The organism is Streptococcus mitis (assembly GCF_008763935.1).
Taxonomy (GTDB): Bacteria; Bacillota; Bacilli; order Lactobacillales; family Streptococcaceae; genus Streptococcus; species Streptococcus mitis_DB.
In genome coordinates this window covers 114,812-138,224 of record NZ_VTQF01000001.1, presented here as the reverse complement: position 1 = coordinate 138,224, position 23,413 = coordinate 114,812, and the positions used below count along the sequence as shown (strand labels likewise).

General features: G+C 41.8%; 26 protein-coding genes. 1 reads left to right on the top strand and 25 read right to left on the bottom strand.

Translation table 11 applies throughout. The annotated features are described in order from the left end of the window. Window positions 1-43 precede the first annotated feature (43 nt). The 9 genes from F9B91_RS00650 to cdaA all read right to left on the bottom strand — a co-directional run bounded on the left by F9B91_RS00650 (window position 44) and on the right by cdaA (window position 9,138). Complete coding sequence (locus F9B91_RS00650; RefSeq protein ID WP_150922240.1) at window positions 44-622, bottom strand: hypothetical protein; 579 nt, start codon at window positions 620-622, stop codon at window positions 44-46. Then, a complete protein-coding gene (locus F9B91_RS00645) occupies window positions 619-2,487 on the bottom strand; it encodes an ABC-F family ATP-binding cassette domain-containing protein (RefSeq protein ID WP_150922239.1) in 1,869 nt (622 codons plus the stop codon). The genes F9B91_RS00650 and F9B91_RS00645 overlap by 4 nt, the downstream gene beginning before the upstream one ends. Further along, on the bottom strand, window positions 2,484-3,683 hold the full coding sequence (locus F9B91_RS00640; protein ID WP_150922238.1) for a CCA tRNA nucleotidyltransferase: 1,200 nt from the start codon (window positions 3,681-3,683) through the stop codon (window positions 2,484-2,486). The genes F9B91_RS00645 and F9B91_RS00640 overlap by 4 nt, the downstream gene beginning before the upstream one ends. Beyond that, entirely contained in the window at window positions 3,680-4,447 is a 768-nt protein-coding gene (dapB, locus tag F9B91_RS00635) for a 4-hydroxy-tetrahydrodipicolinate reductase (protein ID WP_150922237.1), read from the bottom strand. The genes F9B91_RS00640 and dapB overlap by 4 nt, the downstream gene beginning before the upstream one ends. 392 nt (window positions 4,448-4,839) lie before the next feature. Further along, a complete protein-coding gene (locus tag F9B91_RS00630; RefSeq protein WP_150922236.1) occupies window positions 4,840-5,688 on the bottom strand; it encodes a DegV family protein in 849 nt (282 codons plus the stop codon). Window position 5,689: 1 nt separating this feature from the next. Then, a complete protein-coding gene (locus F9B91_RS00625) occupies window positions 5,690-6,064 on the bottom strand; it encodes a DUF1149 family protein (protein WP_060627763.1) in 375 nt (124 codons plus the stop codon). Window positions 6,065-6,137: 73 nt separating this feature from the next. Beyond that, complete coding sequence (gene glmM / locus F9B91_RS00620) at window positions 6,138-7,490, bottom strand: phosphoglucosamine mutase (RefSeq protein ID WP_125454995.1); 1,353 nt, start codon at window positions 7,488-7,490, stop codon at window positions 6,138-6,140. 24 nt (window positions 7,491-7,514) lie between these two features. Beyond that, window positions 7,515-8,294, bottom strand: coding sequence for a YbbR-like domain-containing protein (locus tag F9B91_RS00615; protein ID WP_150922235.1), 780 nt, complete (start codon window positions 8,292-8,294; stop codon window positions 7,515-7,517). After that, entirely contained in the window at window positions 8,281-9,138 is an 858-nt protein-coding gene (gene cdaA / locus F9B91_RS00610) for a diadenylate cyclase CdaA (RefSeq protein ID WP_150922234.1), read from the bottom strand. Before cdaA ends, F9B91_RS00615 begins: the two co-directional genes overlap by 14 nt. Before the next feature lie 137 nt (window positions 9,139-9,275). Between cdaA and F9B91_RS00605 the strand changes: the two genes are divergently transcribed. Beyond that, window positions 9,276-10,244 carry an NAD(P)/FAD-dependent oxidoreductase gene (locus tag F9B91_RS00605; RefSeq protein ID WP_150922233.1) on the top strand — a complete coding sequence of 323 codons (969 nt, stop codon included), beginning with the start codon at window positions 9,276-9,278 and terminating at the stop codon, window positions 10,242-10,244. Window positions 10,245-10,275: 31 nt separating this feature from the next. Here the strand turns inward: F9B91_RS00605 and whiA are convergent, their stop codons facing one another. From whiA to F9B91_RS11370, 16 genes are all read right to left on the bottom strand, one after another. Next, window positions 10,276-11,187, bottom strand: coding sequence for a DNA-binding protein WhiA (whiA, locus tag F9B91_RS00600; RefSeq protein WP_150922232.1), 912 nt, complete (start codon window positions 11,185-11,187; stop codon window positions 10,276-10,278). Further along, entirely contained in the window at window positions 11,184-12,161 is a 978-nt protein-coding gene (locus F9B91_RS00595; protein ID WP_001231075.1) for a YvcK family protein, read from the bottom strand. The genes whiA and F9B91_RS00595 overlap by 4 nt, the downstream gene beginning before the upstream one ends. Next, window positions 12,158-13,048, bottom strand: a complete 891-nt coding sequence (gene rapZ / locus F9B91_RS00590; RefSeq protein WP_084925753.1) for an RNase adapter RapZ — start codon at window positions 13,046-13,048, stop codon at window positions 12,158-12,160. Before rapZ ends, F9B91_RS00595 begins: the two co-directional genes overlap by 4 nt. A 51-nt stretch (window positions 13,049-13,099) precedes the next feature. After that, window positions 13,100-13,480 carry a RidA family protein gene (locus F9B91_RS00585; protein WP_001140420.1) on the bottom strand — a complete coding sequence of 127 codons (381 nt, stop codon included), beginning with the start codon at window positions 13,478-13,480 and terminating at the stop codon, window positions 13,100-13,102. Between the two features lie 10 nt (window positions 13,481-13,490). Continuing rightward, window positions 13,491-14,078, bottom strand: a complete 588-nt coding sequence (gene yihA, locus F9B91_RS00580; protein WP_000422604.1) for a ribosome biogenesis GTP-binding protein YihA/YsxC — start codon at window positions 14,076-14,078, stop codon at window positions 13,491-13,493. A gap of 8 nt (window positions 14,079-14,086) precedes the next feature. Beyond that, complete coding sequence (gene clpX, locus F9B91_RS00575) at window positions 14,087-15,319, bottom strand: ATP-dependent Clp protease ATP-binding subunit ClpX (RefSeq protein WP_012972566.1); 1,233 nt, start codon at window positions 15,317-15,319, stop codon at window positions 14,087-14,089. Window positions 15,320-15,342: 23 nt separating this feature from the next. Continuing rightward, a complete protein-coding gene (locus F9B91_RS00570) occupies window positions 15,343-15,513 on the bottom strand; it encodes a hypothetical protein (RefSeq protein WP_045612102.1) in 171 nt (56 codons plus the stop codon). Continuing rightward, the gene (locus F9B91_RS00565) at window positions 15,513-16,019 is read right to left on the bottom strand and encodes a dihydrofolate reductase (RefSeq protein WP_060627749.1); all 507 of its coding nucleotides are present in this window, start codon (window positions 16,017-16,019) and stop codon (window positions 15,513-15,515) included. Before F9B91_RS00565 ends, F9B91_RS00570 begins: the two co-directional genes overlap by 1 nt. Window positions 16,020-16,150: 131 nt before the next feature. Then, window positions 16,151-16,669, bottom strand: coding sequence for a Dps family protein (locus tag F9B91_RS00560; protein ID WP_000229886.1), 519 nt, complete (start codon window positions 16,667-16,669; stop codon window positions 16,151-16,153). 231 nt (window positions 16,670-16,900) lie between these two features. Continuing rightward, window positions 16,901-18,415 carry a choline binding-anchored murein hydrolase LytC gene (gene lytC, locus F9B91_RS00555; RefSeq protein WP_150922231.1) on the bottom strand — a complete coding sequence of 505 codons (1,515 nt, stop codon included), beginning with the start codon at window positions 18,413-18,415 and terminating at the stop codon, window positions 16,901-16,903. Between the two features lie 33 nt (window positions 18,416-18,448). After that, window positions 18,449-19,207: a triose-phosphate isomerase gene (gene tpiA, locus F9B91_RS00550; RefSeq protein ID WP_049540866.1), complete on the bottom strand. Its 759-nt coding sequence runs from the start codon at window positions 19,205-19,207 to the stop codon at window positions 18,449-18,451. 97 nt (window positions 19,208-19,304) lie between these two features. Further along, window positions 19,305-19,982: a DnaD domain-containing protein gene (locus F9B91_RS00545; RefSeq protein ID WP_150922230.1), complete on the bottom strand. Its 678-nt coding sequence runs from the start codon at window positions 19,980-19,982 to the stop codon at window positions 19,305-19,307. An 8-nt stretch (window positions 19,983-19,990) separates the two neighbouring features. Beyond that, window positions 19,991-20,935, bottom strand: a complete 945-nt coding sequence (gene metA, locus F9B91_RS00540) for a homoserine O-acetyltransferase MetA (protein ID WP_054367748.1) — start codon at window positions 20,933-20,935, stop codon at window positions 19,991-19,993. 182 nt (window positions 20,936-21,117) lie between these two features. Further along, window positions 21,118-21,630: an adenine phosphoribosyltransferase gene (locus tag F9B91_RS00535; protein WP_001049318.1), complete on the bottom strand. Its 513-nt coding sequence runs from the start codon at window positions 21,628-21,630 to the stop codon at window positions 21,118-21,120. Between the two features lie 85 nt (window positions 21,631-21,715). Then, window positions 21,716-22,474: a class I SAM-dependent methyltransferase gene (locus F9B91_RS00530; protein ID WP_150922229.1), complete on the bottom strand. Its 759-nt coding sequence runs from the start codon at window positions 22,472-22,474 to the stop codon at window positions 21,716-21,718. Window positions 22,475-22,866: 392 nt separating this feature from the next. After that, window positions 22,867-23,413: LPXTG cell wall anchor domain-containing protein (locus tag F9B91_RS11370; protein ID WP_225306537.1), on the bottom strand; the 547-nt coding region annotated here is incomplete at its 5' end.

Here is a 23,413-nt window from a genome sequence, read left to right as displayed (position 1 = left end):
CTAAACTATCTTATAAGCGTTTGGAAGCTTTGGTTTTCGAAACTTATTTTGTCTGTTTCCTTGCTTGACGATTTTGTTCAATACGCCATTCTCTTTCATAGTACTTCATGGTCTCGTATACCCTTTCAGGAAGACCTACATCTAGTAGAAAGATAGGGATGATTAAATCTGCTGGCTGATAAAAAGGGCAATACCTTCTCTTCAGTAGGGCTAGAAGTGATTGGGATTTCTCATTTTCCTTGTTTTTAAAATAAACTTCAATCTGATAGGAATTCCTATACTTCCCTCGAATCCGAGAGAAGGAAAATTCCTCTACATCAGCATAAGCATAGAAATGACTGGATTTCTTTGGATTCGGTTTGTAGTAAAATCCCTGAACAGTAAATCTCAAATATTCCTTGTCCGAACTTAAAAGTCTGTAAGTCAGATAAACTCCTACTCCAGCATAAAAAAGTAAAACCAGCATTAACAAAAGACTTATCGTATGAAATCTGGTCCCCTTTTGCGAATGCGAATGGAAATAATAGAGAGATAACAAGAAGAAAAGCACTGAAAAAAGGCCAAACAAGGCGTTCCAAATGATTTTCTTAGGACTACGTTTAATGACTTTTTCTTCCATCATGCCAATTCACTGAGATACTCATAGCGGTCGTATTTTTCAAGGAGTGCTTCGTTTTTCTCATCCAGTTCTTTTTGAAGAGTAGCTAGTTTGCTAAAATCAGAGCCGTTGGCCTGCATCTCCTCTTCAATAGCAGCGATACGATTTTCCAAGGCTTCAATATCGCCTTCAATGCTTGCCCACTCCTGCTTTTCTTGGTAGGTCATGCGTTTCTTGTCTTCACGAACCTTGACCACTTTCTCCTTTTCAGCCTTTTGTACTTGATTGGCCATCTCTGTTTCAAAGGCTTTTTCATCTAGGTAGTCGGTATAATGACCAAAGAATGGACGAATCTTGCCATCTTCAAAAGCCAGAATCTTGGTCGCTACCTTATCCAAGAAATAGCGGTCGTGACTAACAGTCAAAACTGGACCAGCAAAGCCTTGCAAGAAATTCTCCAAAACTGTCAAGGTCGCAATATCTAGATCATTTGTCGGTTCGTCCAAGAGAAGAACATTTGGTTTTTCCAAGAGCAGTTTGAGGAGATAAAGACGTTTTTTCTCTCCCCCAGACAATTTCTCAATCAAGGTTCCATGCGTCGAACGTGGGAAAAGAAACTGCTCCAGCAGCTCTGCAATAGAAGTCGTAGAACCACCGCTGGTCTTGACCTCTTCTGCCACTTCCTGCAAGTAATTGATCACTCGCTTGCTTTCATCCAAGCCCTCAATTTGCTGAGAGAAATAGGCGATACGAACAGTTTCCCCAATCACAACTTGTCCTGCTGTCGGCTCAAGACTGCCTGCAATCAGATTAAGCAGGGTTGATTTCCCAACACCGTTGTCCCCAACGATTCCAATACGATCTTTAGCCTGCACCAAGAGATTAAAATCTTGCAAAATTATCTTGTCATCATAAGCAAAGCAAACATCCTGAAACTCGATGACTTTCTTCCCAATCCGACTGGTTTCAAAGTTCATGGTCAAGTCTGTCTCAGCAGCACCACCTGAAACTTCTTTCTTCAAGTCATGGAAACGATTGATACGAGCCTGCTGCTTGGTCGCACGCGCCTGCGGTTGTCTGCGCATCCAGGCCAATTCTTGCTTATAAAGTTGTTCCTTTTTATGAAGTAGAGCCGCGTCGCGCTCATCCTGTTCCGCCTTTAGGCGAACATAGTCCTGGTAATTTCCCTGGTACTCGGTCAAACCTGCGCGATCCAACTCGAAAATACGTGTTGACAAAGCGTCTAGGAAATAACGATCGTGGGTGATAAAAAGGACGGTCTTCTTGGAATTTTTTAAAAAGAGGGTCAGCCACTCAATAGTCGCAATGTCCAGATGGTTGGTCGGCTCATCCAAAAGCAAAAGGTCGTGATTACCAAGTAAGACTTGTGCCAACTGAACCCGTCTTCTCAGACCACCTGACAATTCCCCAACAGGAGTAGATAAGTCCTGAATCCCCAGCTTGCAGAGAACAGTCTTAACCTGACTCTCAATTTCCCAAGCTTGAAGAGAATCCATCTCAGCCATGACCCGTTCCAAACGAGCCTGCTTGTCCTCACTGTAGTTGAGCATAATCAACTCATATTCACGAATGAGCTGGATTTCCTTGAGGTCGCTGGAGAGGACCGTATCCAAAACCGTCTTGCTATCATCAAAATCAGGGTCCTGAGTCAAGTAACCAATCTGGTAATCATTCTTAGCCGAAAAGGGACTGACATCCCCATCAAAGCCAGAAACACCAGATAGAACATCTAAAAGGGTGGTCTTGCCAGTCCCATTAACACCGATTAGACCGATTCTGTCTAGGTCATGGATAATAAAGGAAATATCCTTAAAAACGGTCTTGTCACCGACGGATTTACTTAGTTTTTCAACGATAAAATCACTCATTTTTTCTCCCTCAGATAAGCATGGATGGCTTGACGGTCATTTTCCAATTCTCCATCGACAATGGCATATTCAATCTCTGTTAAAATCTCTCCCAAGTCTGGGCCCGGCTGATAACCATATTCCTTGATTAAAATGCCACCGTTAATCTGAATTTCTTTCTTATCATGAATGGTCAAGCTCTGGTAGGTTTCAGTGATGGCTTGTGGGTTGACTTCTTTTCCTTGGGCCTGACGAAGATTTTCAGACTGTAAAAGTAAATCCAAGTCAAAGCGATAACAATCGCGCTTGCTCAATTCTCCCTTTTCACGCAAGGCCAAAATAGTCAGCAAATCCTGAACTTGCTTGGCAAATTGACGTGAGGTCTTCCAAGCCTTCAAAAATGGCTGCGCATTTTCAATCTCCAAAGCCCACAGTAGAGCTGCCCAGGCTTGTTCAGAGGATTCAAAAGTAAAATCAGTCTCTAAATCAAACAGTCTATTAAGCTCGTCCTGGCTAGATGCCATATCAGGGAGATAGTCATAAGCTTGACTCTCAATCATGGAAGCCAAACCCCTTCTCCAAAATGGAGCCAGCAAGAGTTTATCAAACTCAACGAAGGTACGCTCCACAGAAATTTTCTCCAAAAGTGGCGTCAAAATTTTCATAGCTTTAAATGTTTCTGACTCAAGTTCGAAGCCAAGACTAGCCTGAAAACGGAAACCACGCATAATCCGCAAAGCATCTTCATTGAAACGCTCACTAGCCACTCCAACTGCCCGCAAGACTTGGTTTTCCAAATCTTCTAAACCATGGAACAAGTCAATGATTTCCCCTGTCTCGTCCAAGGCAAAGGCGTTGACTGTGAAATCACGGCGTTTGAGGTCTTCTTCTAGCGAACGCACAAATGAAACCGCACTGGGTCTGCGATAGTCCACATAGACATCCTCTGTCCGAAAAGTAGTTACCTCATACTCCTCATCACCATCTAAAACCAAGACGGTTCCATGCTCGATTCCGATATCGGCTGTTCGTGGAAAAATCTGCTTGGTCTCTTCTGGATAAGAAGACGTCGCAATATCCACATCATGGATGGGACGATTGAGAAGTGCATCTCTGACGGACCCCCCAACAAAATAGGCTTCAAAACCGGCTTCTTTAATTTTTTCTAATACTGGTAAAGCCTTCTGAAATTCAGAAGGCATTTGCGTTAATCTCATAATAAGTGTTCTAATCCATAGACAAGCTCATGACGCTTGACAACTTCTTTAATTCCCAAATTCACCCCTGTCATGAAGGAGCTACGATCATAGGAGTCATGACGGAGGGTCAATCCTTCTCCCTGATTGCCAAAGATGACTTCCTGATGGGCTACTAAGCCTGGCAAACGTACTGAGTGGATCCGCATGCCATCAAAGTCAGCACCACGAGCACCTGCAATCAATTCTTCTTCATCAGGCGCACCTTGCTGGGTAGACTCTCGAACTTCTGCCATTAACTCAGCTGTTTTAATAGCTGTTCCACTCGGAGCATCCTTTTTCTTGTCATGATGGAGCTCGATAATCTCCACATTTGGGAAATATTTAGCAGCCTGCCTTGCAAATTGCATGAGTAAAACAGCACCCAAGGCAAAGTTAGGAGCGATCAAGCCACCCAAATCTTGAGCACGAGAAAATGCTTTTAGCTCTGCAATTTCTTCACTCGTGAAACCTGTTGTCCCAACCACTGGAGCAAAGCCATTTTCAAGAGCAAAGCGTGTATTTTCATAGGCAACAGCTGGTGTAGTAAAGTCTACCCAGACATCTGCTTCAAAACCGACCAAATCAGCCTTATCCTTGAAAACAGGAATACCCTGCCATTCTGATTCAGACTCAAAGGGATCCAAAACTGCTACCAAGTCCAAGTCTGGATCAGCCAAGACCATCTGACAAGCAGCCTGGCCCATCTTTCCCTTAAAACCAGCAATAATTACTCGAATACTCATCTCTACTCCTGACTAAGATACAAAGGACGATAGCTGCCCTTGAAAAATAGGGAATGACGCTGACTTTCCATGAAAGGCAAGACAGGCATCTTTTTTCAAGAGGCAGGTAGTCCGTGTTCAATTTCTAAGATACAAAGCCTGTAAGAACACAGAGTGAAAATAGGAGTTCTAATCAAGGAGTGTCTCCTCCCTCCTTGGAAGAACTATCTTTTTCACAGAGGGTTCCAGGCGTGTTCAATTATCAAGATACAAAGGGCCTTAGCTGCCCGTGAAAAATAGGGGATGGCGCTGACTTTCCACAAAAGGCAAGACAGACATCTTTTTTCAAGAGGCAGGTAGTCCGTGTTCAATTTCTAAGATACAAGCCTTCTTAACTAGTCTAGAAGTGCTAACTAAATCACTGGAATATAACCCAGAGCAATACTTCCTGCTCCTAGGTGTGTTCCAATGACACTACCAAATGTAGCAAGTGAAATATCCGTACCCACTTCAGAATCTAGCAAGTGCTGACGCAATTCTTCAGCCTTTTCAGGAGCATTCCCGTGAATGACAATGATACGGTATTGGCCTGAAGCTGTTGCTTCCTTGATAATCTCAATTAAACGCTTGGTTGCTTTCTTTTCAGTACGAACTTTTTCGTACACTTCAATCACACCTTGGTCATTAAAATAAAGAATCGGCTTAATGCTTAGCAGATTGCCCAAAATCGCAGCTCCATTTGAAAGGCGTCCCCCTTTAACCAAGTGGTCCAAGTCATCCACCATGATGAAAGCAGATGTATGACTAATCTGAATAGCTAGCTTATCCTGAATGATAGCAAAATCATCGCCCTGGTCTCGCCAGTTAAAGACACTTTCAACCATGATACCCAAAGGAGCACTTGTAATCAAAGTGTCTGGGAAGGCAATGGTTAAGCCCTCATAGTCATCGACCATGTACTGGATATTTTGGTAAAAACCTGAAATTCCAGAAGATAGGAAAAGCCCCAAAGCATGTGTATAACCTTGTTCTTTGAGCGAAGTTAGAATCTCATCTAACTTGGCAATACTTGGTTGACTGGTCTTAGGCAATTCAGAAGCCTGAGCCATTTTTTGGTAAAATTCCTCAGCAGTCAGATTAATACCTTCGACATACTCCTCACCATCAATATTGACAGGAATATCCAAGACATATAAATCTTCTCTTTGCAAGGCCTCTGCACTGAGATAGGCAGAGGAATCTGTGATAACAGCTAATTTCATATTAGAACTCCAAATTGATTCCTGGTAAGTCTAATGCAATTTCAGTTACTTCGTAAGTCAAACGGTTGAGCATGTTCAAACATGGACGAGCCAAGGTTTCCACTTCTTCTTGGTTCAATTCACTTGGTTCGTTAACAATACGACCATCGATATGGTTCACCTGTGAAATGGTTCCACTGATAACAAATTTGTCAAAGACAATCATAAAACTTAAGACAACCACTAAAGAAGTCACTTGATTTTCTTGGTCATGTTGGAGTAATTGGAAGTTCACATCCACCTTAGTTTCAGGAGCTCCATTTTCATTTTCCCATTCAAAATTACGCGCATCAAAATGATACTGACTAACAAATTCTTGTTCACGTTTAAGATTCATGTCTTTCTCCCTTGGCTACAATATTATAAGCTATTGTACCATAATTTTTTATTTTCATCTAGTTTTCTAGGATTTAGTCAATCCCGATTTCAGCTCGAACTACGTCTGCGATGGTATCAACATAGTAGTCCACTTCTTCTGTTGTAGGCGCTTCTGCCATAACACGCAAGAGGGGCTCTGTTCCACTTGGGCGTACTAGGATACGGCCATTCCCTGCCATTTCTTCTTCCATCTTCTCGATGATAGCCTTAATAGCTGGCACTTCCATAGCCTTTTCCTTCATGGCATTTTCCACTCGGATATTGACTAATTTTTGTGGATAGATGGTTACTTCTACTGCCAACTCTGACAAACTCTTACCAGTTTCCTTCATGATTTTAGTCAATTGGACAGCTGATAATTGACCATCACCTGTGGTATTGTAATCCATCAAGATGACGTGACCAGACTGTTCACCACCAAGGTTGTAGCCTGATTTTCTCATTTCTTCCACAACATAGCGGTCGCCAACTGCAGTGACTGCCTTGTTAATGCCTTCACGGTCCAAGGCCTTGTGGAAACCAAGGTTAGACATAACAGTTGTCACGATTGTATTTTGAGCCAATTGTCCTTTTTCAGAAAGGTATTTCCCGATAATGTACATGATTTTGTCACCATCAACGATGTCCCCATTTTCATCAACAGCAATCAAACGGTCACTGTCTCCATCAAAGGCCAAACCAATAGCTGAACCGCTTTCTTTGACCACTTCTTGAAGGATTTCTGGGTGGGTTGAACCAACATTAAGGTTGATGTTAAGACCATCTGGTGTTTCCCCGATAACAGTCAATTGAGCTCCAAGGTCTGCAAAGATTTGACGGGCACTAGTAGAAGCGGCACCATTAGCTGTATCCAAGGCAACCTTCATTCCATCAAGAGTAGTTCCAGTTGAAATAAGGTAGCCCTCATACTTACGCAAGCCTTCTGGATAATCTACCAAGGTTCCCAAGCCTTCAGCACTTGGACGAGGAAGAGTATCTTCTGCAGCATCTAGCAGGGCTTCAATTTCTGCTTCTTTTTCATCATCTAGTTTGAAGCCATCACCACCAAAGAACTTAATCCCATTATCAAGGGCTGGGTTGTGACTAGCAGAAATCATGACACCGGCACTTGCTCCTTCAGTTTTGACCAAGTAAGCTACTGCTGGTGTTGCCAGAACGCCTAGTTTGTATACGTGAATCCCCACAGAAAGGAGTCCCGCCACCAAGGCTGATTCTAGCATTTCTCCTGAAATACGTGTATCACGTCCTACAAAAACTTTCGGTGCTTCCGTTTCATGTTGGCTAAGAACATATCCTCCAAAACGTCCTAGCTTAAAGGCCAATTCTGGCGTTAATTCTACGTTAGCTTCTCCACGGACTCCATCAGTCCCAAAATATTTACCCATTTTTATAAAATCCTTTTCCTATTTTTAATTCGTTTTTGAACTAGTTGCTTTCGTTGACGAAGATGTCTCCGACGAACTGCTTGTAGTTGAATTTGATGTACTTGAACTTGGTGCTACTGGTTTTGTAGTCACCTTCATTGTTGTGTCGAACGGAGTAATAACTGCCTGTAAGACAACACCATTACGGTCGATTGCCTGCAAAGGTACTGAACCACTGTAATTTCCTGTAATCCGTTCGCTAGTTGGTAAAAGCGCAATAATACGATCAATTTTAGCTAGTGTTTCTTGGTCAGTTGTGACAGAAACTCGTTCGTTTGACACGGTTACACTATCAATTTGTAGCTTGGAATCAATCTGGCTTTGGTCAACTTGTGGCACAACAATCATCCCATCTCGCTTAACCTTCTTCCCAACTTTCACTGTAATCTTTTGAGGCGTTGCCACAGCGGTCAATCCGCTTGGAAGATTTTCAATATTCAAGGGAACTTCAATCGTTCCAACACTGGCATCCGTCAAATCCGCTGTGACCTTAAACTTACGAGTGCTCTCCTGCATTTCGCTGGCCAAGGTCACACGATTAGCTCCGGTTAATATCACTGAAACTTCTGATGCAAATCCACTAATGAAATACTGGTCATTATCATAGTGAATATCGATAGGAACGTTCGTTATCGTATTGGTGTAGGTTTCTGATTTGACCTGCCTTGCGGTATTGCTATTTTGAAAGTTGGTTGACGTCGCATAGATAAATAAGACACAAGCAAAAAAGAGAGATGAAATGATATATAGACTATTTTTTCTCATATTTCCAACCTCCTAGCAAACGGTCCTTAAAACTGACTTTTTCCTCAACAGCTGGCAAAAGTATTGTTCGTAGCTCTGCTTCAAATTCTTCAATCGTCAAGTCATGTTTGAAGACCCCATTGTAGGTAATAGAAATACCACCTGTTTCCTCTGAGACGATAAAGGTCAAGGCATCGGACACTTCTGATAAGCCGATAGCCGCCCGGTGTCTGGTCCCAAATTCCTTGGAAATCCCTGTGCTTTCTGTCAAGGGCAGATAGGCAGAAGTTACCGCAATCCGATTTTCTCTGATAATCACAGCACCGTCATGTAGAGGAGTGTTGGGGATAAAGATATTAATAAGGAGTTCAGCTGAAATATTGGCATCCAAGGGAATACCTGTAGCGATGTATTCTTGTAAGGTCCGAACTCGTTGGATGGCAACCAGAGCACCAATCTTACGAGGACTCATATATTCAACCGACTTGACAAAGGCACGAATCATTTGCTCCTCTGCACTAATTTGAGCAGTAGAAAAGAAATCTGTCGCCCTTCCCAAGCGTTCCAAACCAGTCCGAATCTCTGGAGAGAAGATAACAACCGCAGCAATAACCCCATAGGTGATAATCTGATTAATCAACCAAGAAATCGTTGTTAAATCAAGGATATTGGCCACAACCTGGGCTAATACAAAGATCACGACCCCACGCACCAAAATCATAATCTTGGTGCCAGCTATCGCTTTTGTAAAACGATATAAAATATAGGCCACAATCAAAATATCAAACACATTGATGGCAATACTCCAAGGACTAGAAAACAAGCTAGTCCAATATTGCAGGTTGGATAATTGTTGAAAGTTCATCTGCTGTCTCCTCTCTGTCCAAACACGTTCCTTTCTATTATACCATTTTTCTGGCATTTTTTTCCCTATCCTACTTCATTTTAAATTAAGGAAAAATATGATAAAATAAACTGACTAGAAAAAACAAAGGAGAAACCATGTCTCAACTCTATGATATTACCATTGTAGGTGGTGGTCCTGTCGGGCTTTTTGCAGCCTTCTATGCCCACCTACGCCAAGCCAAGGTCCAAATCATCGACTCCCTTCCCCAACTAGGTGGCCAACCTGCTATTCTCTATCCTGAAAAGGAAATACTCGACGTCCCAGGTTTCCCAAATCTGACTGGAGAAGAGTTGACTAACCGTCTAATCGAGCAATTAAATGAATTTGATACCCCTATTCATCTCAATGAAACGGTTCTTGAGATTGAAAAACAAGAAGAAGGATTTGTCATCACAACTTCTAAAGGAAGTCACCTGACTAAAACAGTTATCATCGCTATGGGTGGCGGTGCCTTTAAACCACGTCCTCTAGAACTAGAAGGCGTTGAAGGCTATGAAAATATCCACTACCACGTTTCCAACATCCAGCAATACGCTGGTAAGAAAGTGACGATTCTTGGTGGAGGAGACTCGGCTGTGGATTGGGCTTTGGCTTTTGAAAAAATTGCACCAACTACCCTTGTTCACCGCAGAGATAATTTCCGCGCCTTGGAGCACAGTGTTCAAGCCTTACAAGAATCATCTGTATCCATCAAGACACCATTCGTTCCTAGCCAACTCCTTGGAGATGGAAAAACGCTTGACAAATTGGAAATCACAAAAGTTAAATCTGATGAAACAGAAACTATTGACATAGACCACCTCTTTGTCAACTATGGTTTCAAATCTTCTGTTGGTAACCTTAAAAACTGGGGTCTGGACCTCAACCGTCACAAGATTATCGTCAATAGCAAGCAAGAATCTAGCAAAGCAGGTATCTATGCTATCGGTGACTGCTGCTACTATGAAGGAAAAATTGACCTGATTGCGACAGGTCTCGGAGAAGCTCCAACTGCTGTCAACAATGCTATCAACTACATCGACCCTGAGCAAAAAGTACAACCAAAACACTCAACTAGTTTATAAAAAAGAACCACGAGTCCTACGATTCGTGGTTTTATAGTTCATCAGCAATCTTGTTTATTTTTCTGAGTCTGTGGTTGACACCACTTTTTGTAAGGGGATTGCTGAGGCTATCTGCTAACTGCTGGATAGAGTAGTCTGGGTGCTGAATCCGCAGCTGCGCCACTTCCTGCAAATCCACTGGCAGGTTTTCTAAGCCCATGATATCTTTGATTTTGCTGATATTGTTGATAGTCTTCATGCTGGCAGAGACTGTCCGAGCGATATTAGCTGTCTCGGCATTATTGGCCCGATTGAGGTCGTTACGAGTTTCTCGCAAAATCTTAACCCGCTCAAAATCATCACGCGCCTGCATGGCTCCGATGACAATCAAGAAGTCCATAATATCTTCGGCTCGCTGGAGATAGGTCACAGCTCCCTTCTTGCGCTCAAGAACCTTGGCATCCAGTAAAAACTGCTGGAGAAGGGAGGCAATCCCTTGCGCGTGGTCCAAATAAACAGAACTGATTTCCAGCTGGTACTTGCCTGACTCAGGGTCACGAATGCTTCCATTTGCCAAGAAAGCACCACAGAGATAAGCACGACCCGCTTCCTCATCCGATAAAATCGCCTCATCAATACCTGTTTCTAGGCCAAAAAAGGAGTCTGCCAAGTGCAAATCGCTCAACAAATCCTGTACCTTTTCATCTGTAAAAACGGTATAGACTCGATTCTTGCGAAGATTGCTCCTCTGGTGGTGTCGGATTTCTGATTTGATTTCATAGAAATGGAGAAAGGACTCATAGAGGTGACGAGCCAGCTTGGCATTTTCTGTCACGACTGACAAGGTCAAGCCCGAAGTCGAGAGACCGATGCTACCAGACATCTTGATAATGGCAGATAATTCATGTCGGCTTAGATGGTGCTGACCTAGGATTTCTTCTTTTACTGCTACTGTGAAACTCATTTTCTCACCTGTATGATGCGCATCAACTCGTCCACAATCAAATCTCCATCGTGGAAGGCACCCCCATTTTCCAGACGAAGGAAGTTGGATGAAATCACACGCGGAACTTGCTTACAAAGACCAGCAAAATCATGTTCCACCTGCACCAAATATTCATCAAACCGGTTGGAATTCATGTATTCCTGAGGCACTTTTTCGATATTCACCAAGACAGTGTCGATAAAAGGTCGGCCAAGGTGACGATGCAAGACTTCCACGTGATCACTATCTGTAAAGTGTTCTGTCTCCCCACGTTGGGTCATGATATTGCAGACATAGGCGATTTCTGCCTTGGTTTCCAAAAGCGCTTGCCCGATTTCCTTAATCACGATATTGGGCAAAATAGAGGTAAAGAGGGAACCAGGTCCGAGGACAATCATGTCACTTTCAAGAATAGTCTGCACTACTCGACGACTGGCCAGAGGAGTATCATCGTTGAGGGTATTGGTTACATAGACATGGTCAATCATACCTGGATGGTCTGCAATATGGCTCTCTCCAGCCACCTCTGTCCCATCCTGAAAGACTGCGTGCAGGGTCAAAGGATGGTCACTGGAAGGATAAATCTTTCCAGTTGTATGGAAAAATTTGCTCAATAACTGCATGGCATTATAGGTCGAACCCTGCATCTCTGACAGACCTGCAATAATGAGATTGCCCAATGGATGACCAGCAAAGGCTCCAGCATCCTCAGAAAAGCGGTATTGAAAGACCTTTTCATAAAACTTAGGCATATCCGACATGGCCACAAGGACATTACGAAGATCACCTGGCGGTGTCAATTGCTGCATATTTTTTCGGAGTTCACCTGAAGAACCACCATCATCCGCCACCGTTACGATAGCAGCGATTTCCACATCTTTTTCCCGCAGACTTTTTAGAATGACAGGGATCCCAGTCCCTCCACCAATCACCGTTATTTTTGGTTTTCTCATGAACGGTTTACCGTTTCCTTTCTTCGGTCTTTGTCGCGATGCCCTTCATTAACAGGCCAATTCTTGGATAAGTCCTGCGCCAAGCGTTTAGCAAAGGCCACACTACGGTGTTGTCCACCTGTACAACCCATGGCAATGGTCAAAACGGACTTCCCTTCCTTTTGGTAACTTGGTAAAATCGGCTCAATCAAGGCCAACAAATGCTGATAAAAGTCTTCTGACTCAGGATGGTTCATGACATAATCATAAACTGGTTCATCCACACCCGTTTGGTTTCTCAGTTCTAGAAGGTAATAGGGATTTGGCAAGAAACGGACATCAAAGACTAGGTCCGCATCAATTGGGATTCCATATTTAAAACCAAAAGACATGACTTCGATACGGAAAGACTGGGCTTGCTCTTGATCTGAAAACTGCTCTGCAATGGTTTTACGCAGCTCACGAGGAGTAAGTTCAGTCGTATCCACCACATTTTGACTCATATTTTTCAAAGGTGCCAAGAGTTCACGTTCCAACTTGATTCCATCTAAAATACGACCGTCTGCTGCTAGTGGGTGACTCCGTCTGGTTTCCTTGTAACGAGCAACCAATTCCTTATCAGCTGCATCCAAAAAGAGAATTTTGAAATCCAAATCATCTTGATTTTCCAACTCATCCAAGACAGCTTGAATTTCTGAAAAGAAAGAACGGCTACGCATATCCACTACCAAGGCCAACTTATGGTCGTCTTCCTTTGTTTCCACCAACTGCAAAAACTTAGGCAAGAGAGCTGGCGGCATATTGTCAATAGTAAAATAACCCAAATCTTCGAAGGACTGAATAGCAACTGTTTTCCCTGCGCCACTCATCCCTGTCACAATCACCAAGTGAAGTTGTTTCTTTGTCATCTTTTTCTCCTTATATCAAAAGAAGTTTGGCAACACCAAACTTCAACTAGCTTATCCAATCTCTGCGATGACTTCGATTTCGACTTTTACATCACGAGGAAGACGAGCTACCTCTACTGCTGAACGAGCTGGAAATTCCTCTTTAAAGGCCGTTTGGTAAACCTCGTTAAAAGGAACAAAGTCGTTCATATCGCTCAAGAAGCAAGTTGTTTTGACAACATGGTCAAAATCTGTTCCTGCTTCAGCCAAAATAGCACCGATGTTTTTCAAGACTTGTTCTGTCTGTTCTTGGATCGTTTCTCCAACGATTTCCCCAGTTTCAGGAGATAGGGGCACTTGACCGCTAGCAAACAAAAGGTTGCCAACGATTTTTCCTTGAACATATGGTCCGATAGCCTTTGGGGCCTTATCTGTATGAATTGTTTTTGCCATTTTCTTTTCCTCACAATTTTTCTAAGATTGCATCCCAAGCCTCATCCATCCCTGCCTTGTTGACAGATGAAAAGAGGATAAAGTCGTCACTTGGGTCAAAGTTTAATTTCTTTTTGATTGCTGATTCATGCTTGTTCCATTTACCACGAGGAATCTTGTCCGCCTTGGTTGCCACAATGATGACTGGAATCTCATAATACTTGAGAAATTCGTACATCTGCACATCATCTGCTGACGGATCATGACGAAGGTCAACTAGACTGACCACTGCACGGAGATTTTCCCGAGTCGTTAAGTACTCCTCTATCATTCGCCCCCACTTTTCACGTTCCTTTTTAGAAACACGGGCATAGCCATAACCAGGAACATCCACAAAGCGCATCTTGTCGTCAATGTTAAAGAAATTAAGAAGCTGGGTTTTACCAGGTTTACCTGATGTTCGGGCTAAATTCTTGCGGTTCAGCATTGTGTTGATAAAGCTAGATTTACCAACATTTGAACGTCCTGCTAGAGCAATCTCTGGAAGTTCATCCTGTGGGTAGTGGGATTTATTAGCCGCACTGAGCAAGATTTCAGCATTATGTGTATTAAGTTCCATAGTCACCTCTAGGCTGTTTCTAGGATTGGTTTATCCGTTCCATCAACAGCTTCTTTAGTAATGCGAACCAATTTCACATTTTCCTGACTCGGTACTTCAAACATGACATCTAGCATGGTTTCTTCGATGATGGAGCGAAGACCACGCGCACCCGTTTTGCGTTCGATGGCTTTATTGGCAATCTCTTGAAGAGCTTCGTCGTCAAATTCCAACTCAACGTCATCATAAGATAGCAAGGTTTGGTACTGTTTGACCAAGGCATTTCTTGGCTCTTTCAAAATACGAACCAAGTCATCAACAGTCAATTGCTCAAGAGCTGCAAAGACTGGCAAGCGTCCAATCAACTCAGGGATAATACCAAATTTTTGAATATCTTCTGCGATAATTTCTTGCATGTAAGAGCTGTTTTCGTCAATCGCCTTATTGTTTTGACCAAATCCGATGACTTTTTCACCCAGACGTTGTTTGACGATTTCTTCAATACCATCAAAGGCACCACCCACGATGAAGAGGATATTTTTAGTATCCACTTGAATCATCTCTTGTTGTGGATGTTTACGTCCACCTTGAGGCGGCACGCTTGCAACTGTTCCCTCGATAATCTTGAGAAGGGCTTGTTGCACCCCTTCACCAGAAACATCACGTGTGATAGACACGTTCTCGCTCTTCTTAGCAATCTTGTCAATTTCATCCACGTAGATAATGCCACGCTCTGCACGTTCAATGTTAAAGTCAGCAGCCTGCAAGAGTTTGAGGAGGATATTTTCCACATCCTCACCTACATAACCAGCCTCCGTAAGAGCTGTCGCATCCGCAATTGCAAAAGGTACATTCAAGCTCTTAGCCAAGGTCTGAGCAAGGAAAGTTTTCCCCGAACCAGTTGGGCCAATCATCAAGATGTTTGACTTCTGCAAATCCACATCTTCTGACTCTTCACGCGTATCGTGGAAATTGATGCGTTTGTAATGGTTGTAAACAGCTACTGCCAAGGCACGCTTGGCACGATCTTGACCGATTACGTAGTGGTTCAAGATATGGAGAAGTTCGATTGGTTTTGGAACTTCAGACAAGTCTGCCAAGACTTCCTCAGCCAACTCCTCCCGAATAATTTCCTGGGCTAACTCCACACATTCATTACAGATAAAGGCGTTGTTACCTGCGATTATTTTTTGTACTTCTTCCTGGCTTTTGCCACAAAATGAGCAATAAACCATCATATCATTATTCCTATTTGTAGGCATGATTTCCTTCCGTTCTATTCTATCTAAAATAAGGTCATGTAAAAAGCATGGATACTATTGACCAAATTGGTAAAGGCATTTAACCAGAGCAGGACAGAAAGTCCATAGCGCTTTTTACGAAAAGCCTGTACTCCTGCAAGTAAGCAGACCAAACACAGCATGGCTGTGAAAAAACCAAATATACTACGTTCCATTAGACTTCCTTTCTCTTGCGGTATTGGATGGTAAAATCATAAGGATTTTTGTCATCTTTGGTATAAGATTTGCTTGAAACCGTCTCAAAAAGAGACAAGTCAAACTCCTCAGGAAAATAGGTATCTCCTTCCACCCGAGCATGAATTTGAGTCACAATCACTTCATCAAGGTAGGGCTCAAAAGCCTGAAAAATTTGCTTCCCACCGATAATATAGAGATTCTTGTCTTGACCCTGATACCAGTCTAGAACAGACTGGATATCGTGAAAAGTAGCAACCCCATCTATCTTTTCTTCTGGGTTACGAGTCAAAATCAAAGTCTCCCGTTTTGGAAGCAAGCGACGCCCCATCCCGTCAAAGGTCACACGCCCCATCAAGATAGCATGATTCAGAGTTGTTTCTTTAAAGTGTTGCAGTTCTGCTGGTAAATGCCAAGGCAGACGATTGTCCTTACCAATCACACCCTCTTCATCCTGGGCCCAAATAGCTACGATTTTCTTAGTCATGCTTCCATCCTTTTCACTGATAGTACTATTTTATCAAAAAACTCAAAAAAAGACTGGTTTGGAATAGCTTACAGAATAGAAAAAAATCCGTAAGAGGCATCCTACAGATTTTTATATGATTATTCTATTTCTTACAAACCGGGAGCTTGTCCAAGTTCTGCCGCAAGCATCCAAACCGTTTTCTCAAGTTCAGCTTTAGCACCAACAAAGATATCGTTTGTCACATCATCACCTTCTTCATCAGTAACATCCAAAGCTTTTTGGAACAGAGTGATGAGATAACGATAAACATCTAGGACACGTTCCAAGCTTTCTTCAACATTACGGTATTCACCAGCTTCTTCTTCGATTTCACTATGTTGAAGGAATTCTGTCAAAGTAGAGAATGGGCTGCCACCAAGTGTAATCAAACGTTCGCTGATTTCGTCAAGATAGCCATCAAGGCTGTCCATGTATTCATCCATTTTTGGATGCCACACAAGAAAACCACGACCGCGCATATACCAGTGTACTTGGTGCAAAGCAACGTGAGCTACGTACAAATCAGCAACAGCTTGGTTCAATACTTCCTTTGTTTTTGCCAATGCTACTGGCGCTACTTTTGTCAATGATGTTACGTCTTTTACTGCTTCTTTTTTCAATTCTACCATTTTATTTTACCTCGTTTATTATTTTTTGTAACCACTTCTTAATGATTACTACCTTAGTATACTACTAAGTAAAACCAATAGCAAGCCAAATGACTCACATGAGAAAAGTTGCAATAGACTGATAATTTAAGAATTTTTTAGAATGAAACCCAGTCACTTTCAATCTCTCTTAACAGAGATAAAATAAAGAAAAGAGCATACAAATGTACACTCTTTTCTCAGTTTTACATCTTAATACCAGACGCTAACATCCACACGTCCTCGAATCCCTTTAAGAGAGTCAGATGAAGTATATTGCCATCCTTTTTCTCCTGAATAATGAGGATTATTCCAATCAAGCGCATCCGTATAAGCTGCAACCCAGTTTACATGTTGTAAAATATCAGGATGATTCAAACGAGTTTGCAAAAGTTGACGATAGCTATAAACTTTCACGTTTTGGTAACCAGCATGCTTCATGGTTTCCATATATTTATTGATAATTTTAACCCAAGTAGCTGTGTCGGTCGGAGCTTTCTTGGTCTTATTTAAATACTCCCAATTTTCAACATCATAGTAGATTGGATAAGACAAGTTCATCTTGTATTTCTTCAAGAGTTCAATAGTCTGCTTAGCATCATTCTCAGCATCGGTCTCATTTTCAGCATAAGTATAGAGGTAAACACCGTAAGGAATTCCAAGACGGTTTAACTCCTTGATATTATGAGCCAATTCCTTGTCCTCAGTTCCACTATAGCCCAAACGAACAATGACTCCATCTACTCCATTATCATCGATGACTTTTTTCCAGTCACTGATACGACCATTGTGTTCACTGACATCGATGACCTTTTTAACTTGATCAGTCCCAACTTGTTCTTCACGATGGTTAAAGAAATAACGTCTGCCATTTCGGTGAACCCAGCCAACATTCAAGTCTTTCTTTTCTTTTAACTCACCTGAGTCAGAAAAAATATAGCGAGCATCATCCATGACTAATTCACCAGTAGCCATAGCACCACTTCCTGTCAAATAATAGTTTCCATGCCACTCATCTTGAGCCATGTATCCCCACTTCTTGAAATAATACCACTTGCCATCAATCTTTTGCCACTGTTCATTAGCATAAGAACCATCCGCCTTAAGGTAGAAATAAGAAGAATAAGTTGGATCATAAAGCCATTCATTTTGCATCATAGCACCTTGACCATTTAGGAAATAACTTCCTTGCCATTGGCTTTTAGCTAAATAGCCCCATTTTTTAAAATAGTACCATTTACCTCCAGCAGAGTGCCATTCCTGGTTAGCATAAGAACCATCGGATTTCAGGTAAAACCAATTCTTATAGGCGTTATCATAAACCCATTCATTCTTAGCCATATAACCACCTGATTTTAGGTAGTAATTGCCCTGCCACTCATTTTGAGCATAACGACCGTCTGACTTAATATAGAACCAAGCCTTATAGTAGTTATCAAAAATCCACTCACTCTTGGCTTTGGAACCATCAGCCTTTACATAATAATCCCCCTCCCAGTGGGCAGAAGCAGTGGTCTTTACACCTGCACTCGTTTGAGTTTTATTAGAAGACTGATTTTGCTCTGAACTACTTGAAACTGTCGTTGCATCCTGCGAAGTTTTTGCCACTTCAGTTTCATTTGCAGCGACCTGGCTAGTTGCCAATCCTAGTAAGCAGATACTTGCTAATCCAATTTTTCCAATCTTTGTTTTCAATCTTTCCTCTCCTATAAAAAATGGAACAGACATCTCAATGCTGTTCCACCTAGCTTTTGCTACTGATTATTTTACAAAGTCAAGCAAAGCCAAGAAGCTTTCTGCTTCAAGTGACGCACCACCTACAAGGGCACCGTCAACGTCTGGGCAAGCCATGTATGAAGCAACGTTTTCAGGTTTAACAGAACCACCGTATTGAACACGAACTTTGTCCGCCACTTCTTGACCGAAGTCAGCAGCTACAACGTCACGGACAACTTTACACATTTTTTGTGCATCGTCTTGTGAAGCTGATTTACCAGTACCGATAGCCCAGATTGGCTCATAAGCGATAACTGATGCAGCAACTTGATCAGCAGTCAATCCAGCCAATGCAGCAGATACTTGAGCACCTACGAATTCAGCAGCTTTACCAGCTTCGTAAGTTTCAAGTGACTCACCACAACAGATGATTGGAAGCATACCGTTTGCAAAGATTGCTTTTGCTTTTTTGTTGATATCTTCGTCAGTTTCATGGAAGTAGTCACGGCGTTCTGAGTGACCGATAACAACATAGTCAGTACCGATTTCTTTCAAAACTTGTGGGCTTGTTTCACCAGTGAAAGCACCTGCATTTTCAAAGTAGCAGTTTTGAGCAGCAACTTTAAGGTTTGAACCTTTTGCAGCTGCAAGAACCGTTGTCAAATCAAGAGCTGGAGCTGCGATACCTGCTTCAACAAGATCTGATGAAGGAAGTTTTGATGCAACTGCTTCAACGAATGCTTTAGCTTCTTCTGGATTTTTGTTCATTTTCCAGTTACCAGCGATAAATGGTTTACGTGACATTTCACATACCTCTTTTTTCAATTTATTTTCTATTTATTTTATCACAATTATACACAGCTTGCAAATCTTACTCGGATTTCAATCCTGCTTGTAACGATTAATCCTTCCAAAGATCCATGGCATTTCTGAAATCTGCAGATACCTGTGTCAACTGAGGATTGCTTGCTTCTCTCTCTGCCCGCTTGGCCTCAATTTGAGCCACACTCTTGATACCTTCATGACGCCAGTTTCTCAAAATCGCCTGAATGTACTTCCAGTTTGGTTTCCCATTCAAAACAGCTTCACGAAGAGCTTCCTTAATCAAGTCAGCACTGGTCCCATCTTCCTTTAGTGTCTTGGTCAAATCCTCAATCTCAAAAGGAGTCAACAAGCGTCCCAACTCCTGCTGGAAAGTTTCCACCAAATTCTTAAGCTGATTTTGAGGTGTCAACTGGTCTGAACTTGAATGAGCAGCTCCAAGCAAATTATCCAAACGTTCCAATGCCAAACTAGCATCAAAAAGCAATTCGATTTCGCCATTTAATTCGATAGTACGATACTGAAGCAGTCCCCTCTCCGTAAGATTGGAAATGGCCTGATTGACATCCGAAATTTCCTTGCCAATCCTTTCAGCAATCTGGCTTGGCGACATTTCATCCAAACCTGTCGTATTTTGCAAATAGAAAAATTGCCAGACCAGAAAATCGTCGCTAGAAGGAAAGAGTTCCTTAAAATGCACGAGCAGGGCACTCGGTAAAACCAAGTTCCCTGATTTAAAAGCGTCTAAATATGTCATAATTCCTCTTATAAATACCCAAATGCAGATGCATCATCTTCTATTTTTCTCCAGTCAAAAGGCGTCTCCTGATACACCGCATAATTCACCCAGTTACTGAAAAAGAGGGCTGCTGATGAAGACCAACAAAGACAAGGTGTCTGGTTGACATCATCATCCTTAAAGTAATTTTCTGGAATATGTGGATCTAAACCTGCGTCACGATCTCTAAAATACTCTTTTGCCAAGGTATCACGGTCATATTCCAAATGCCCAAAACTATAAATTTCTCGTAAATCACGACTAGCCAAAATTGAAACCCCAACCTGTGGCCCTTCTGATAAAATCTCGAGATTGGTTTTGTTTAAGACCTCTTCCTTAGAAATCTCCGTGTGCCGAGAATGAGGGGAAACGTAGCTATCGTCAAAGCCTCTAAAGAGAAGATGACCTTCCTTTAAAGTATCCTGAGGATAGATACCTGATAACTTACTGTCCATCTGGTATTTTTCCACCCCATAACGCAGATAAAGACCAGCCTGAGCCCCCCAGCAGATATGAAGGGTCGAATAGACATGGGTCTTGGACCACTCGATTACCTGACTGAATTCCTCCCAATAGTCCACTTCCTCAAATGGTAAATGCTCAACTGGAGCACCCGTGATAATCATCCCATCAAAATACTCGTCCTTAACTTCAGGAAAAGTTTTATAAAAGGTCTCCATGTGCTCTGAACGAGTTGTTTTAGAACGATGACTCTCCATATAGAGAAAATCAATATCCAGTTGCAGGGGTGTATTGGCCAAATGGCGCAGCAACTGGGTCTCTGTGACCATTTTCTGTGGCATGAGATTTAAAATTAAAATCTTCAAAGGACGGATATCTTGGTGGGCCGCACGTTGATCATCCATGACAAAGATGTTCTCTGTCCGTAAAATCTCAACAGCTGGTAATTTTTTATCAATTCGAATCGGCATAACCCTCTCCTAACTGTACTCTTTCAGGAATCATTGCATATGTTTGAAGCCAAATCTCAAACATCTAGTCCTTTTATTATACTGCAAGAAGATATAGTTTTCAATTATACTTTTTCTCTAACTAGCTATAGTCTATTTTTATATCCTAATGTAGAGAAAACAGCCCTAGGGACTGTTTTTGATTAATAATGCATAAGAACTTTGTAATCGTAGTCACCGATTTTTTCACGGCCGTTCAATTCATCCAATTCAACAAGGAAGGCACAACCTGCTACAACACCACCAAGTTTTTCAATCATTTCGATAGTTGCCTTAACAGTTCCACCTGTTGCCAAGAGGTCATCTACGATAAGAACACGTTGACCTGGCTTGATGGCATCCGCGTGCATAGTCAAGGTATCAACACCGTACTCTTTTTCATAGTCAGCAGAAATAACTTCGCGTGGCAATTTACCTGGTTTACGAACAGGTGCAAAACCAATTCCCAATTCAAATGCAACTGGACAGCCCACGATAAATCCACGAGCCTCAGGACCTACAATCATGTCAATTTTCTTGTCAGTCGCATACTGAACGATTTCACGAACAGCGTAGCTATAAGCATTCCCATCAGCCATCAAAGGACTAATATCACGGAAGGTGATGCCTTCCTTAGGATAATTTTCAATTGTTGCAATATAATCTTTTAAATTCATCTTTTTCTTTCTTTCAAATTTTTTACTCTCTATTATAGCATATTTTTTAAGAAAGAAAAAAGGAAAAGTTAACTTCAATGATTATCTAACGATTTGACGATTTATAACTAGCCATAGCAATAAAGCCCAAGTTCTTTTTATTCTTAGCGAACATTTTATACATAGTTAAAAACTGCTTTCTATTCTCCTTTTTACAAGCATTTACACAAATTTTCAAGGTTCCTAGCCAACCTTCGTCATAAATCATACCCGATAATTTCATTAATGTCATTTCACCAGTCAATACTTTCACATCACAATAACCTGATTCTATCATCACCTGTTCCCAACCATCTTGAGTTAAAGGACCTACATTTACATGAATTGCTTGCGACAATTCCTGTCTGACAGACTCTTTAGCTTCCTTAAGAAGCACATCATGTGTCAGGAGAAGACCTTCAGGTTTTAAAACCCTTAGATATTCCATTACACATTTTTTCTTAGCTTGATCGGCTTGCATAGTCAGCATAGCTTCGTTTATGACAATATCAAAACTAGCATCTTCATAAGGAAGTTTCATTGCATTTGCTCTTTCAAAACTGATCAAATGACCTACACCTGCCGTTTCAGCAGATTTTTTAGCCACTTCTAAAGCTTGAGCATCCATATCAACAGCAGTTATCTTACAACCAAAACGCTGTGCCAACTCAATTGCTGTAGTTCCCCTATTACACGCAACCTCTAGTATTCTCTTTTCTTTTGAAAATCCTCCTTCCGCAATTAACCAATCTGTAGCACGTTTTCCACCTGGGCGTAAGCGTTTTTTCCCCAGTTTTGCTAAAAACTTATGACCTGCTTCTGACATTTGAACACCTCTGTTTTTTCTTCATTATAACATAAAATTATATTATCTGACAATTCTAATCTATTATTTGATGAACTATAATCAAACGCATACAGTCTGCCATGATTATAGCATAAATCTATTAATTAACTCTCTAGTTCGAATTCAATTGCTCACGTAGTTTACGCATATAGGTTCACTAGTAGATGGTAACCACGGAGTACTTACATCTCAGATGAACGACATGGCTGTTATACTCAAAAAAAGAAAGGACGAAATTTGTCCTTTCTCGAGCTTAGCTTTTCTTCTACCCACTACAGTTAACAAAGAGCCGAAAAAACCTGATGAATCGAATGATTCATCAGGTTTAAACAGATATATTCATTGTAAATAAATCATATCAATTAGAAAGCTTAGTCTTCTTTCTTCTTGCGAGATACAAGACCAAATCCACTCAATACTCCGAGAAGTCCAAGTGCTGCAAGACGAGCATTGTCTTCTGTACCAGTATTTGGCAATTCACGCTTAGCTTCAGCTTCTTTCACTGCTGTTGCTTGTACTGGTTGTGATGGAGTAGCCGGTACTTGAGGTTTAGCTGGCTGTTCAGGCATTGCTGGAGTTGCTGGCTCAACTGGTTGACTTGGTTCAACTGGGGTTGGAGTTTGAACTTTTCTGAAGATATGTCTGATATTTCCATTTGGATCTGTCACTGTCTTCACATATTCGTAACCTGGAATTGTTCCTGGCTCCTTAGAACCTGGCTCAGATGGTTTCACTGGATTACCATTTTCATCTGTCCAAGTTGTAATATTTTGGTTGCCTGGATTTGGTTGAGGAACAGGTGAGGGTGTTGGAGCTGCTGGTGTTACTTTTTCGTAGACATGTTCTACATCACCATTTGGAAGTTTCTTAGTCTCTACGAAGCGGTAACCTGGGATATCTTTCTTAGGTTGTTCGCCA